Origin of the sequence: Leptospira sanjuanensis, assembly GCF_022267375.1 — a bacterium.
Classification (GTDB): domain Bacteria; phylum Spirochaetota; class Leptospiria; order Leptospirales; family Leptospiraceae; genus Leptospira; species Leptospira sanjuanensis.
The window spans coordinates 342,114-356,214 of sequence record NZ_JAIZBH010000001.1 but is presented as its reverse complement, the minus strand read 5'-3'; the positions used below and the strand labels follow the sequence as shown (position 1 = coordinate 356,214).

General features: G+C 44.5%; 13 protein-coding genes. 8 read left to right on the top strand and 5 right to left on the bottom strand.

Annotated elements, in window-relative coordinates:
* Nucleotides 1-227 precede the first annotated feature (227 nt).
* Together LFX17_RS01710 and LFX17_RS01705 are read right to left on the bottom strand one after the other, a co-directional pair.
* Nucleotides 228-2,813, bottom strand: a complete 2,586-nt coding sequence (locus tag LFX17_RS01710; RefSeq protein ID WP_238744711.1) for a tetratricopeptide repeat protein — start codon at nt 2,811-2,813, stop codon at nt 228-230.
* 6 nt (nt 2,814-2,819) lie between these two features.
* Nucleotides 2,820-3,827, bottom strand: a complete 1,008-nt coding sequence (locus LFX17_RS01705; protein WP_135581680.1) for an NAD(P)H-dependent glycerol-3-phosphate dehydrogenase — start codon at nt 3,825-3,827, stop codon at nt 2,820-2,822.
* A 128-nt stretch (nt 3,828-3,955) separates the two neighbouring features.
* Between LFX17_RS01705 and LFX17_RS01700 the strand changes: the two genes are divergently transcribed.
* From LFX17_RS01700 to recG, 5 genes are all read left to right on the top strand, one after another.
* Complete coding sequence (locus LFX17_RS01700) at nt 3,956-4,645, top strand: hypothetical protein (RefSeq protein ID WP_238744710.1); 690 nt, start codon at nt 3,956-3,958, stop codon at nt 4,643-4,645.
* A gap of 114 nt (nt 4,646-4,759) precedes the next feature.
* Nucleotides 4,760-5,761 (top strand): metallophosphoesterase family protein, encoded by a 1,002-nt coding sequence (locus tag LFX17_RS01695; protein WP_238744709.1) that lies wholly within the window; start codon nt 4,760-4,762, stop codon nt 5,759-5,761.
* A gap of 2 nt (nt 5,762-5,763) precedes the next feature.
* Nucleotides 5,764-6,441 (top strand): hypothetical protein, encoded by a 678-nt coding sequence (locus LFX17_RS01690; protein WP_238744708.1) that lies wholly within the window; start codon nt 5,764-5,766, stop codon nt 6,439-6,441.
* The gene (locus LFX17_RS01685; RefSeq protein ID WP_238744707.1) at nt 6,438-6,869 is read left to right on the top strand and encodes a hypothetical protein; all 432 of its coding nucleotides are present in this window, start codon (nt 6,438-6,440) and stop codon (nt 6,867-6,869) included. Before LFX17_RS01690 ends, LFX17_RS01685 begins: the two co-directional genes overlap by 4 nt.
* Complete coding sequence (recG, locus tag LFX17_RS01680; protein WP_238744706.1) at nt 6,850-9,018, top strand: ATP-dependent DNA helicase RecG; 2,169 nt, start codon at nt 6,850-6,852, stop codon at nt 9,016-9,018. Before LFX17_RS01685 ends, recG begins: the two co-directional genes overlap by 20 nt.
* 224 nt (nt 9,019-9,242) lie before the next feature.
* On the opposite strand, the gene LFX17_RS01675 is transcribed toward recG, so the two are convergent.
* A complete protein-coding gene (locus LFX17_RS01675; protein WP_238744705.1) occupies nt 9,243-9,590 on the bottom strand; it encodes a TIGR04452 family lipoprotein in 348 nt (115 codons plus the stop codon).
* 249 nt (nt 9,591-9,839) lie between these two features.
* Between LFX17_RS01675 and LFX17_RS01670 the strand changes: the two genes are divergently transcribed.
* On the top strand, nt 9,840-10,583 hold the full coding sequence (locus LFX17_RS01670) for a M15 family metallopeptidase (protein ID WP_238728581.1): 744 nt from the start codon (nt 9,840-9,842) through the stop codon (nt 10,581-10,583).
* Between the two features lie 47 nt (nt 10,584-10,630).
* Here LFX17_RS01670 and galE read toward each other — a convergent pair whose 3' ends face one another.
* Together galE and lpxA are read right to left on the bottom strand one after the other, a co-directional pair.
* Nucleotides 10,631-11,602 (bottom strand): UDP-glucose 4-epimerase GalE, encoded by a 972-nt coding sequence (gene galE / locus LFX17_RS01665; RefSeq protein ID WP_238744704.1) that lies wholly within the window; start codon nt 11,600-11,602, stop codon nt 10,631-10,633.
* Nucleotides 11,599-12,378 carry an acyl-ACP--UDP-N-acetylglucosamine O-acyltransferase gene (gene lpxA / locus LFX17_RS01660; RefSeq protein ID WP_135572427.1) on the bottom strand — a complete coding sequence of 260 codons (780 nt, stop codon included), beginning with the start codon at nt 12,376-12,378 and terminating at the stop codon, nt 11,599-11,601. Before lpxA ends, galE begins: the two co-directional genes overlap by 4 nt.
* 144 nt (nt 12,379-12,522) lie before the next feature.
* Between lpxA and LFX17_RS01655 the strand changes: the two genes are divergently transcribed.
* On the top strand, nt 12,523-12,873 hold the full coding sequence (locus LFX17_RS01655) for an Hpt domain-containing protein (protein WP_238728580.1): 351 nt from the start codon (nt 12,523-12,525) through the stop codon (nt 12,871-12,873).
* Between the two features lie 31 nt (nt 12,874-12,904).
* Nucleotides 12,905-13,786, top strand: a complete 882-nt coding sequence (locus LFX17_RS01650; protein ID WP_238744703.1) for an ankyrin repeat domain-containing protein — start codon at nt 12,905-12,907, stop codon at nt 13,784-13,786.
* The last annotated feature ends 315 nt before the right edge of the window (nt 13,787-14,101 follow it).

The window sequence follows — 14,101 nt, the reverse complement described above, 5'->3', positions numbered from 1 at the left end:
AAATAGAGATTAAATTGGATCTAAGATTGTGTGATTTGAAAATGCGCCCGGATTCTGGGTTTAAGAGACGGAAATTGAGGTTCGTTGGAATGTAGAACTGACTACCTTCGGGGTCCATGTGACTTACTGGATAGAGTCTTTGAATTGGCGTAAAATGTCGATCGTTAAAAAGCAAAAATCTTTGAATTTTATAGAACGCTCTTATGAAAAAAAGAAACCGATCCGATTCATTCGATATGTTTTCGAATCCGGATTCCGCGAAACGAAGATTCCGGTTCGTTCGTTTCCTGAGAAAGTCTTTCCAATAAATTTATGTCCGATTCTGAATTCAAATCCAAGGACTTCGTATAATACATTCGATGAACTCCGGAATTGATCCAAAAAGAAACCCAATCCAAAAAATCTTCGGATCTTCCTTTCCAACCGTTGCCGCTCAAAGAATCTCTCGTAAAAATCAAACGGCTCGGAGTGTTTCTAAAATCGTAACGTCTATGTAATCTGGAAAAACGAATCTGATCCTCTCCGCAACTCCAAGAATATTCGTTCAAACTTTCGGGAGAATTATCCTCCACTTTCAAATTCCAAACCATCATCGAATGATTTCCGGCGAGAAGTTTGTTCCCTTCGAAGTAGGCGGAGCCCACTTTTTCAAAATTCGACTTCGTTAAATTTTCGACGTTTTTACAATCGCTTACGTAAACCCGATCGGCTTTCACCGTGTCTTCTTTTCTGCTGAATTTTGCGAACAATCGGAAATCGATATCCGGAAATTCTTTTTTGAGATAATCGAAGGATTCCATTCCCGAAACGTTCAAATATATCTGAACGCTGTCCCGTTTATACAAAGATTCGATCAAAGATTTTAATACGACTTGAACGGTAAACGAGGACGCGGACTCGGAAGGAATTTCCTTCAACTCCAATTCCTGAGAATCTCCGGCCTTCCAAAATATATACGTTCTTTTATTGCGAACAAAAACACTGAGAACCGGAATATGAGATTTTTTGATTTCTTGATTTCGAAACGGATCCAACTCTTCCAGAAGTCTTACAACCTCCGTTTTGCGAATCTCCGATCGGCTCGAGGTCAGATGTTCTTTCGGACCGGGATAAAATCCGCGAAAGGAGGAAATTCTTCGGCTCGTATCGATCATCGAAACAAGCGTGTTCGGATAAGCCGTGTTTCCCATAACGTCCTTTTGTTCAAGACGCGACAAAAATCCCAACAACTCCGTATTGTGTCCGTGAAGAATGTAGTAGTTGATAGCCGCATCCGTGAACTCTCGAACGCCGTAAACGGCGGGAAGATAATTCTTCAATTGAAGAAGCATATCGTCCGGTCTTCGATGAATCGTAATCGCAACGGCTTGATCGAGCGCGCCTTTCACCGTTTTCAAATTTCTCGATTCCTTATGAGAATAGAACAATCCCGTCAATCGAATCCATTCTTCCGTATAAACCGGATCGGCCGTTTTTAAAATTCCGTATGCCTTCGTGAATTCTATAATCGCTTTTCTCAGATCGTTCTTTTTGTAATGAATGAATCCGTTGAGAAGAGTGGATGCGTATTCGACGCGCTTCCAACCCTTGCTCTGCGCGAGAAACGTAATCTCGGTCGCCATTTTTCCGGCGACTTCCGGTTCGTCGTTCATAAGAATTTGTATAATGCGAAGTCGCGTAAACAGATCGTCTTCCGTTAAATTCTTCGGAGTGGAAACGGACTTGAGCGCGTCCACTGCCTTGAACGAACTTTTCGATCTCCAAATCGCCATCGAAATCAAGTCCCGCGCGCTGTTGATCGAAATCGGTTCTCCTAAAAACGGATTTAAAATCGTGGAAGACCATTCCAGAAAATCCAGATTCAAATAATAATCCAAGGATTTCTTATATTCCTGATTGAGATATGCGATCGTTCCCAACTTTAGATAAAGATGATTCTTATACGGAGTCCGCAAGTCGGGATGGTATTTGAGAATGTAATCCAAAACCTTTTCGGCGGAAACAAGATCTCCTCCGATCAAATAGAAATACGCGAGCTTTTCGTACGAATATCCGATGATTCTTCCGCTCAAATTTTCGGATATGATGAGAATTTTTTGAAAGTGAACTGCTTCTTTGGAAAGACCGAGTTCCGCGAGTTGATCCGCGATGCTGAAAATGAAATTACTCAGAAACGGAATGTATTTGAGTTCGGGATCCTCCAAAAACGGGGCGAGAGTTCGGTTTAAATTCAGATATTCCCGTTCGTGAGATTTCGTTTCGGGAGAAAAATCGGAAAGATATTTTTTCAAACGCAGGGTTTTACAAAGAGAATAATAAACGTTCTTCCGGGAGCACTTCAGATTTTCGGGGGATTTCTTTTCGAAGACCGCAAGATCGAAACCCTCCGCGAGTTCCTTTAGATAAGAATTTTTTTCGTTCCTGACGAATTGCGTAAGCGACGCGCGGGAAGATTCCTTGGAATTAAAATTCAATTCTTTTAATATTCTTAAAAATATTCCTCCCAAAACAAGTTCGGGTTCCGCGCCGTTCGTAAGCTTGAGCAGAGACTCGTACCGCCGAACGTCCTTGTTCAGAACGTAGTATTCTCCGGCGAAGAATAGAAAATCAGATTTTTCTAATAGACTTAAACTATCGGGAAAGGAATTGACTTCCGAGTTCGATTGAAAAACGGTTCTTCCGTTTAAGTTGAACGAAAAACCGTCCGAACTTTTCGCCCAACCGAATTCCTGTTTGTTCTGAGCCGCAACGGAATGGGAACAAACAAGACCGATCAACAGATAAAGTAAGAATTTTGAGGAAAGAAGCTTCAAGGTGGATCAGACGGAAACGCCTTCTCTCTTTAGATCGCGTTTCATTAGGTCTTTCACAACTTCTTTCGGATTCTTACCTTCGTAAAGCATTTTATAAACCTCGTTCGTAATCGCCATCTCGATTCCCAATTTCTGCGAAAGTTCGTACGCGCTCTGCGTCGTCTTTACTCCTTCGGCAACTTCGTTCATGCTGGAAAGAATTTGTTCGAGCGTTTCTCCCTTTCCCAATCGAAAACCGACCGTACGATTGCGCGATTGTTCTCCGCAACAAGTCAAAATCAAATCCCCCATTCCGGAAGGACCGAGAAAGGTCATCGGGTCCGCGCCCAACTTCAAACCGATCTTCGTGATTTCGTTGAGTCCTCTCGTGATCAAAGCCGCTCTTGTGTTTTGTCCGAAGCCGAGTCCGTCGCTCACTCCCGCGGCCAATGCGATTACGTTCTTCAAGGAGCCGCCCACTTCGACCCCGACAACATCCGGAGTCCAATACGTTCTGAAATATAAGAAACTGAATATCTCCTGAACTTTCCGTGCGGTCGCTTCGTTTTTCGAAGCGATGCTTACGATGGTGGGAACTTTTTGTATGATTTCTTTCGCGAAAGAAGGTCCGGATAAATACGAAAGATATGCGTGATATTTTCCGGGAAGTTCCGATTCGAAAATCTCCGATACAAGACGAAGGGTTCCGTTTTCGATTCCTTTGCTCGCCGATACGATGGGAACTTTTTCCGGTAAGTACGTTTTGATCTCGCGTAAGATATCCGTCAACGCGTGAGAAGGAGGAGAAGATACGATCATATCCTTTCCTTCCACGACCGTTCGTAGATCCTTGCTCGCGGTCAGCTTTTCGGGAAGAGTGAAACTCGGCAGGTGTTTGTTGTTGACGTGATCTCGGTTGATACTTTCCACCTGAGAATCGTTTCTGCACCAGAGCGTAACGTCGTAGCCCTTGTCCGCCAACAGGCTTCCTAACGCGGTTCCAAAACTTCCCGATCCGATCACTCCGATTTTCATGAAAGCTCCTCAAGACTGAATAGAGTCGAAAAAAATTCTTTCGTAATTCGAATCCGAAATATCGATCCCGACTTCGAATCAATAATTTAGTTTACTCTTCTTTGCCCGCAAACTATTTTTGATCTCCCATGCTCAATTTGAGGAAACTCATAGGCTTCAATCCGCTTGACATTTTTCTCGGACACTCGTCCGAAAAGGAAAGCCAGAAGAGCAATTATAAAATCACTCTTAAACTCCATTCTTTGAATAAAATTTTGAAGAAAAAAATCGCCGAGTCCGACGATCCTCTCGAATCCCTCGAGTTCGATTCGGGCAACGGCGTTCTGATTTTAACCGGACATTTTTCGATTCAAGGTTTGTTCTGGTCCCGTTTGTTGAAAACGGATTTCGTCGATTACAACGTTAGCCTAACTCCCGTTCGCGTGGTGCAGAATCAGGTTCGCCTTCAGATTCGTTCCTTTCGTTTGTTCAGTCACACTCCGAGAAGGATCGATCCCATCCGAATTTTTTCGAAAATATTCCAATTCTATCGACGTTACATTTTAGAAACCATTGTTGAGGAAATTCCGGAAATTCTTCGTCTAACAGGAATTCGAAACGTGATCACGGTGAACATGGATTATTTCCTTTCGGAAATTCCGGACCTCGCCGGAAAAATCACGATTCAAAAGGTGATTCCTGAAAAGGGAAACGTGTTCTTATTCGTAAAGTCCGGAACGATCTTAAAACCGCTTCTCGATTTTTTCGGTCCCGAATACATTCGAATCGAACCGATTTCCGAAAATCACGACACCCTTCTTCTTCTGTGGAGAGACTAATCTTTAGAAAGGTTGGACATTCCATAACCTATTTCTAAATTGAGTGTACGGCCTCCGTTTTTCGAAAGGAAAACTGTAGCGCAAAGGAGACGGTAACGTTTCGGGTCGATTGAAATGAAAATCATCTATCTGACTGATATCCACGACGGTCTGAGAGGATTGAAAGAGATCCTTCAGCAAACGACGGCCGATCTATATCTCTTTTCAGGCGACATCATCTACAAAGCCTTCTTCAGTACAGACCGCATCATCGAATTCTGCACCATTCAAGAGGAGATGTACCGCATCTCCAAAGATCAAAAAGAGGAAATCAACGCTTACGATTATGCGACAAGAGCGATTCGTTTTCCCGAAAAATACGGTTCTGATATAGTAGAAAAATCTAAAGAATACAGAACTCTCTTTCATCAAGCGGCAAAAACGATGAAGGAAAAATACGAACTCATCGAAATCCTCATTCAAAAATATTCCCGCGCACCGGTAAGAGTTCTTCCGGGAAACTACGACATCGATCTTCAATACAGCGCTCTTTACGAACGCGACATTCATCGTAAGACGTTCGAACAGGACGGCTATAAGTTCGCGGGTTACGGCGGCGCTCCGATTCTCACTTCCGGAATTCCCGAAAAGCTCGCCGTCAAATTTCACGAATACAATCGCAACGGTAAGAGTTACAGCGAACCAGAAGACTTCTTCAAGGAAGAACAACCGGACATCGTCGTGATTCACAATCCCCCTTACGGTTTTTTGGATAAGATTCCGAACTACGGAAACGTGGGTTCTCAGGGAATTCGGAGATACTTGGACGATTATCATCCGGCTCTCGTAGTTTCAGGACACGTTCACGAAGACCAAGGAATAATCAAAAAAGGAAAAACAGTATTCTTAAATCCTTCCAACTTCGGAGCGGTGGATTCGGTCTTCGGATTTCAACCCGGAGGATTCTTCTCGGAAATATTTTTAGAAAATGGGCTTGTAGAAACCGTAAAATTGAATAGACTGGTGGACCACAAAATTCGCCTCTTAATGAACGTAGATTGCAGAGGAAACGTTCCCTGCGTGACGTTCGTAAGCCAGGATTCGGAGGTGTCGGCAGAAAATTTTGTGAGAATCTAACAATGACGATCTCAGGTTTCAAAAACAATCCCACCATTCAAAAGTTCACCGGGTTAAAAAGATATTTCCGGTCCCACGAAACGAAAATTTCCAGAGAAAGAATCGAAGATTTTAAAAAATTCTCCAAGCTCATCAACTTCGGAGGAGACGTCGTCGCGTTCGATATATTAGGTTCGCTTAATTTCGGTCAGGCGACCGCGGAATCCGACACGGATATTGTGATGTACACTCAATGCGAAAATTCGAAAATGGGCGAGTGCGGGATGGAGGATTGTTATAAGATCTCCCTATTCAAACACTTGTTTATGAACCTCGTCACATACGAACACAGTAAGGACGCGTATAAACTCGAAATCGTGGATTGCATCAATCTGAATCAACTGGAACGGGATATTTTAAACGGACATGCCGAATCGGAAATGGTGATTCGATTCTGTTTTTACCGATCGATCTGCAGAGGAGTCAACAGAAAGCTCTTGAGAAAATACGAACAACAGATCGCTTCCAACATCCCGTTGAGCAAATCCTTGGAAGAATCGATCGAAGGATGTTTCGACGGGATCGTTCAAACCTCGCAGCACACGTATTCGTTTCATAAATATTCCCATCGACTCCAGGATAAAGGCATCGGACTTCCGCCGACGATGGCGGCTAAAATCAAGGATTATCTAAAACAATGACCGGCTTTTTGACCGTGATGCTCTGTTTGGGAGTGGCCGCGGTTTTCTTTCATCTTCTTTACTCCGTCGACACGAAACGAATCGATCGCGCCGAAAAAAAAAGAGACGTCGCGAACGGAGTTTCGAAAGAATACGGGGATCCGAAAAAAGTCTACGGGAAAAATTGGGACCCGAATCTTCCGAAGCCGAGGATCTGCCCGGTCTGCGGAAAATACTTGCAAAAAACGGAATATTTATATGCCGTGATTGCTGAACCTCCTTCTCCCGGTATAAAACGCCACGCGAGAATTTACGGATGCAGATATTGTTATCTCGGTTTAGGAGAAGAATCCTTAACGGAGAATCAGAATTCTCCGTCTAACGTTGTGCAGACTACCGATTCGGAATGGACGCCCACAGAAGTCAAGGATGAAGAACTCGGTCTTTAAAACGGAAAATACGAACGGGAACAGCGGACTTCTTTCGCCCGTTACCCTCATCAAAGGAGTGGGCCCGGCCAAGGCTGCGGCTCTCGCATCCATCGGCATTCATACCTTTCAGGATCTTCTCAACTTTTTTCCGAGAAGATATTTGGACCGCAATCTTACGGACAACGTCCTTTTAAAAACGGGAGAAACCGTAACCCTCGTCGTAGAAGTCGTGGACGCATATCTCGCGCACGGAAAAAAGTCGAGACTCGTAGTCGGCGCCAAAACGAGAAACAACGAAAGAATTTCTATCGTATTCTTTCGCGGAGTGAATTTCTTTCAGAAAATCTTCCAACCGGGAACCACGTTAGTCGCCACGGGCAAGCTCGAATACTTCCGCGGATTTCAACTCATTCATCCCGATTACGAAATTCTCACGAGCGCGATCAAACCGACATACAATGTAACGGCGACGAGTTCCAAAAAAAAGGAACCGGAGGAAGAATTGGCCGAACTTCCCGAAATGATTCACGCGGGACGAATCATTCCTTTGTATCCTTCCGGAGAAGCGTTGAAATCGGAAGGACTCGATTCTCGCGGTTTTCGCAAAATCCTTTACTCCGCCTTGGAGACGTTAAAGGGAAAAATTCCCGAAATTCTTCCCAAAGAAATCGTTCAGCGAAGAGAACTGATTCAACGAGAAGAAGCGTTTCGCGAAATCCATTTTCCGACCGGCGAGGTTTCTCTGGATAACGCGAAATACAGACTCAAATACGAGGAACTGTTTTACTTCAATCTTTTGATCGAACACAAAAAGAAGGAACGGGAAAAGATCAAGCGCGTTCTCTGGCCTTTGCCGAAATCGGAAACCGCGGAAACCGTTCGGAAAAATCTTCCGTTTCAACTCACGGAGGATCAGAATTCCGCTTTGGAAAAAATCAACGATCTCACGAAAAAAGATCGGCCGATTGCGGTTCTTCTGCAGGGCGACGTGGGATCGGGAAAGACGTTAGTCGCTCTTTTGACGGCTCTGCGTTATATGGACAATCAGATCCAGGTTTGTATGGTCGCGCCGACGGAAATTCTCGCGAGACAACACTATCAAACGATTCTTTCCTTTTTGGGGAACATGCCTTTTTTGGGAATCGAACTTCTCGTGGGAAAGGAACCGAAAAAGAACCGATATGAAAAACTCTACCGCATCAAAAAAGGAGACGCGTTATTCGTCATTGGAACCCACAGCGTCTTTCAGGAAGACGTGATCTTTTCCGAACTCGGTCTCGTAATCATAGACGAACAACACAAATTCGGAGTGGATCAAAGGGAAACGCTCCGTTCCAAAGGAAAAAATCCGGACATTCTCGCTATGACCGCGACGCCGATTCCGAGAACTCTTTGTTTAACTCTTTACGGTGATTTGGATCTTTTGACGATCAAATCCAAACCCAAAGGAAGAATTCCGATCCAGACGAAATGGTTTCAAGAAGATCGAAGAGAAGGCGTTTACAAATCCATACGCAAATACGTTTCCTCCGGAAGACAGTGTTATATCGTCTATCCTCTCGTGGAAGAATCGGAAAAGGTGGATCTCAAATCCTGCATCGAAGCGTATGAACAATTAAAACACGAAATCTTCCCCGATTTCGAAGTCGGCCTCGTTCACGGAAAAATGGAAACGGAAGAGAAAGACCGTGTGATGAAGGAATTTTCCAAAAACAGAATTCAGATCCTCGTATCGACAACGGTGATCGAGGTCGGAATCGACGTTCCCAATGCGACCGTGATGGTGATAGAACACGCGGATCGTTTCGGGATTTCCCAGCTTCATCAGCTGCGCGGACGAGTCGGTCGAGGAGATCAGGAAAGTTTTTGCATTCTGATGACCGATTCGAAAGTCACGGAAGATGCAAAGGTCAGACTCGACGCGATGGTGAATCTTTCGGACGGATTCGCGTTATCCGAAATCGATCTTCAACTCAGAGGCCCTGGAGAATTGATGGGAGTTCGTCAGAGCGGTCTTCCCGATTTCAGAATCGCCGATTTAAGAGAGGATTCTAAGTTGATCGAACTTACGAGAGAAGACACCGCGTTGTTCGGAAATCCGGGAGATTTGGAAAAGGAAGAGATTCGGGGAAGATTCAGCGAAGGAAGATTGTTGTTTTCAAATTGACGTGACGTTCCCGAATTTTACGTTTTTTTATTCACTGTTTTTTAAACATCGAAATCGAAACGTTATGTGCGCTTGACTTCGATCGGCAATTCATTTAAGAGTCGAAGCCGAAACCTTATACGTTCTCATCCGGTTCGTAAAATTTTAATACGTTCACCTTTAATGAAAATCGAATTTTGCGACGAAAGGCGAACCGAAGTCCGCCCGGCCGCAGATTCCTACGATTAGTAAACGTACCAGAGAACGTATTCTCTCGGTTCCAAGTTACAAGTAAAACCGCCGATATCGATCGTAGCGAGGTTGATGATCAGCGCGGAATTCGCGCAATCGTCCACATCCGCTTTTTTATAATAACGACCTTCGTCGACTTTCGCAAGCTGCGGAGAAATCACGGCAATGATCGCAGTGTTGTCCGGAGAAGCGATCGCGCCGATCAAAGCGCTGGTCAGGATTTGATTTTTAGCTTCGGTTCCGGAAACGGTATCCGGAATGGAAAGTCCGATCGTATCAAAAAGGTAACAGTTTGTGAGCAACAGAAAAGGAATCAGGGAAGTGATGAACCACTTTTTCATTGGAAGGATCTCCCTCAAATTTTTTTACTAAAATCCACATCCCGGCGTACGCGCATAGTTTCTTTTCATTCAAAGACGCACATTCCGAAAAGTGAATTCGCCTACTCTATCGAAATCAGGAATATTTCAATCCTAATTATAAACCCGCGACAAAGAATCGTATCTAATTTTTCGGATCGAAATTTGCCCGAAATCCGCGGCAAAAACCCATTGCAAGAGACTTTGAATTCTGCATCCTGACAACCAGGTATGAAAATTCTATTCTCCATCCTTACGGTTTTCTTTTTGCAAAACGCATTGTTGGCTCAGACGGGAAACGTTTCGAACGACTCGTATGTACTCGGCGATTTTAAACAGGAAGCGGTCTTAACCGCTTATTCCAATCCGGGAGAATTTCGAGTTCATTATCTTAGAAAAGACGTTTTGGAAAAACTGCTGGAACTCTTTCAAGCGTATCAGAGAGAAAATCCTGAAGAAAGACAGAAGCCCTTTATCGTTTCCGCGTTCCGTTCGTTTAAGGATCAAAAAGGAATCTGGGAAGAAAAGTATTCCGGCAAACGGAAAATGCGCGAACCCGTTAAAGGAAAAACGCCGCAGGAAATCGTCTCGCTGATCCTGGAATTCTCCAGCGCTCCGGGAACTTCCAGACATCATTGGGGAACGGATATCGATCTAAACGCATTAGAAAATTCTTATTTTGAAAAAGGCGGACGCGGCGAAAAATTCTATCTTTGGATGACGAAAAACGCGAAACGTTTCGGATTCTGCCAACCTTATTCTCCGAAAGCTTCCCGCGGAAACAAAGGATACAACGAAGAAAAATGGCACTGGTCGTATGCGCCCGTTGCAAACCGACTTCAGAACGACTGGGTTCGTCTATTCAAAGAGGGAAAGATCCAGTTCAAAGGAAAATTCTCAGGCGGAGAATTTTTGGAGAATCTTCCCTTGGAATACGTGACTTCCGTAAATCCGGAATGCGGATCGATCCGTTAACGAGATTATGTGCCTGCGTCATAAGATTTCGCGTTATGCGAAATCTGTTATACGGGGTTCTGATAAACGTCCCACATCGTTTTGAGAAGGGTTTTCGCTTCGCTGAATTCCGGCTTCCACTGAAGTAGTTCGCGAGCCATAGCGGAAGAAGCCAATAGTTTTGCAGGATCGCCCGCCCTTCTCCCTGAAATCTTATGAGGAATCGGTTTTCCGACCACTTCCTCCGCAAGACGAATGACCTCCAAAACCGAATATCCCGTTTCGGAACCCAAATTTACGGTCAGCGATTTTTTTTCGGAATCGAGATATTCGAGACTCAATACATGAGCTTTTGCTAAATCGCTTACGTGAATGTAATCGCGCACGCAGCTTCCGTCCGGTGTTTCGTAATCCGTTCCGAAAACTTCGAAGTCCTTTCTCATGCCGACCGCGGCTTCCATAATGATCGGCAAAAGATTGGCCGGAGTCCTTTCCAAACCGCGCACTCTTCCCTTAGGATCATAACCGGCGGCATTAAAATAACGTAATGCGGCAAAACGGAAACCTTTGAGAGTTTCGAACCACTTTAGATTTTCTTCTATCGCGAGTTTTGTATAACCGTAATAGTTTTCGGGATGAAGAGGATGTTTTTCGTCTACCGGAAGATATTTCGGAGAACCGTAAACCGCTGCGGAGGAAGAAAAAATAAACTTCTTCGTTCCGGCCTTCTCCATGAACGTAAGAAGTTTGATCGTACCGTTGATGTTGTTCAACGCGTATTTGGAAGGATCGGTCATCGATTCACCCGCGGCTTTCCAGGCGGCAAAATGAAATACGGCGTCGATCCGTTTTGCAAACGCCTTTTCCAGAATGGAATCGTCCTGGATATTGCCCTGAATCAATTCGACTCCGGGAAATAAATTGGCCTTATTTCCCTTTTCGAGATTATCCACGATCAACAGATCGTATTTCTTTTCAAGAAGCTGGGCTACTACGTGGCTGCCGATATAACCGGCGCCGCCTGTGACAAGAATTCTCACCTGTGGTCCGTTACTCCCCGATCGCTATCCCTAAAGAATTTTATAATATACTTAACTTGGTCGATTAGATTTCCGGAAGCTTCGAGTTCGTCCAAAGCCTTTCTCGTGGTAAAACCGGAATGATAGATGATTTTATACGCGTGTTTGATCGCGTTCCGAACATCGGGAGAAAACCCCGCACGTTTCATGCCCACGCTGTTCAAACCAACGACCGTGCTCGGGTTTCCGTCGACGGTGGAATAGGGAGGAACGTCCTGAACGACCTTTGCAAGACCGGCCACCATCGCGTAGTCACCCACAAAACAGAACTGATGCACAGCCGCCAAACCGGAGATAAACGCAAAACTTCCCAGAGTCACGTGACCCGCGAGCACGCAGCCGTGCGTCAGAATGTTATTGTTTCCGAGAATACAATCGTGGCCGACGTGAGAATTTCCCATGAAATAATTTTTATTACCGATTACGGTGGGAGAATCCTCTTTGGTTCCCTTATGGATGTTGGAGTATTCTCGAAAAATATTATTATCGCCGATGATCGTCTTAGTCAATAATTGCTGATTAAATCCCAGATCTTGAGGCATTACACCGATAACGGCGCCTTGGTGAAAACGATTGAATTTTCCGATCTCGGAACCCGCGCAAATTTTCACGTGGTTTTCGATGATCGTTCCTTCTTGAATGGAAACGTGTCCTTCGATAATGGAATAAGGACCGACCTCGACGGATTCGTGCAATTCGGCTCTCGGGTCGATAATCGCAGTCGGATGTATTTTCATTTAGACCTCACTTCGGTTCTAAAATACAAAAATCGACTCGGCTTTTTTATTCAAGCTTTTAAAGATTTCTTGAACAAGCGTAAACTTCGTTGAAAAATTGCATTTCTTTACCCGAAAAAAATAAATTTGGAGCGAGGTCGCGACATGCTTGTGGACTGGAACAGACTGGATTCTCTGAAACAGGGAGACGATGAGGAAGAAGCCGCATGGTTAAAAGAAATGGTGGAATCTCTCCTCACAAATATGGAAGTTCGAGTCAAAAACATCGTTCGTTTTACCGAGGAAAAAAAAGATGCGGACCTTCAAGCGGAGCTTCATCAGACCAAAGGAGTTTCCGCTAACTTCGGCTTGGAAGATTTGAGGGCGTTAGTCACCGAAGCGGAACAGCTTCTGAAAACTGCGGATTCGAATTCTTCGTACGCTCTGAGTTTGAAAACTCCCGCGCTTTGGGAACAAACCAAAAACGAACTCAAAAAGAAATTCGGGATTCAATAGAATTTCTTTTCGATTTAAAAAAGAAGAATCCATGAAGAATTTCGCCTTCTTCGTTTTAATCGCGCTCCTTCTCTGCGATTGCAGCCATGACACAAAACTCATTCGAGCGATTAAAGAAAGAAATTTAGAAGAAGCGCGATCTTTACTTCGACGGGGAGAAAACGTAAACGCAATCGGAGAATGTTACAACGCTTTGAGCGTTGCCGTGATGAACGGCAATCCCGATTTCATCGAACTTTTACTTTCCAGCGGTTCCGATCCGAACGTCCGCAACTACGAATGTTTCAAACCCGTTCCTTACGGAGGAAACGTTCCCATCGGACGCGATACCGCGCTCATCTATTCGACCGATTTGAATATTACGAAAACGTTAATCGGATACGGAGCCGATCCGAACATTTTGGATATCCACGGAGATTCTCCTTTAAAAAAGGCGATTCTTCGGGGTAGAGTCGATATTACGGAATATTTGATTTCCAAAGGCGCGAACGTAAATCTCTTCGACAAAGAGGGAAAGAACATTCATCTGGAAGCGGTAAAGATTCTTCAAGAAAACAAACCCAACGAATACGAACGGATTCTCAGTTTGTTGACGAACGCCAACGCGAAGGATTTGGACCTGAATACGATTCCAAGCGATTCTTCGGTTCATGATCGGTATCACCATTCCGTTTGCGGAAACTCGACGAAAATGGAAAAGAATCTCGCGGAAACGATTGCAAAACGTCCGCAGTTGTTTTCTCCGCAGACCTATTGCGCCTCCGAACGGGCGTTTTCTCATTTCAGCGAATTTGCCTGGGAAGACAACGGCCAGAATATGATGCATTGGTATATCAAGAGATTGAAAGATGCGAAGCCTGCTACGGCGACAAAAAAGGCTCCGGTTGGCGAAAACAGAACTCCGGTTCGTTAGGTTATTCGATTTTTGCGACTCTTTGTCCGACTGTGATTCTTGAATCCGTATGAGTTCCTACACTTGTTTGATCTAAAAACCAATCGTAGGAAAAAAGTTCGCAGGAGTTCCCACAATAGTTTCAAATGCAAACTCAGTTAGAAGCGAAGAATGTAAGAGTTCCCACACGTCCTGTACTCAAAATCTAATTCGAAGGTTTCAGACTTGCAGGAGTTCCCACAAATTTTTAAACCAAGCCAAGGACGGCCCGTTCCAACGGCAGGTTCACCGTAATTCCGACCCTTTCCCCGCGTGAGCGGGTCGAAGGGCGCGAAG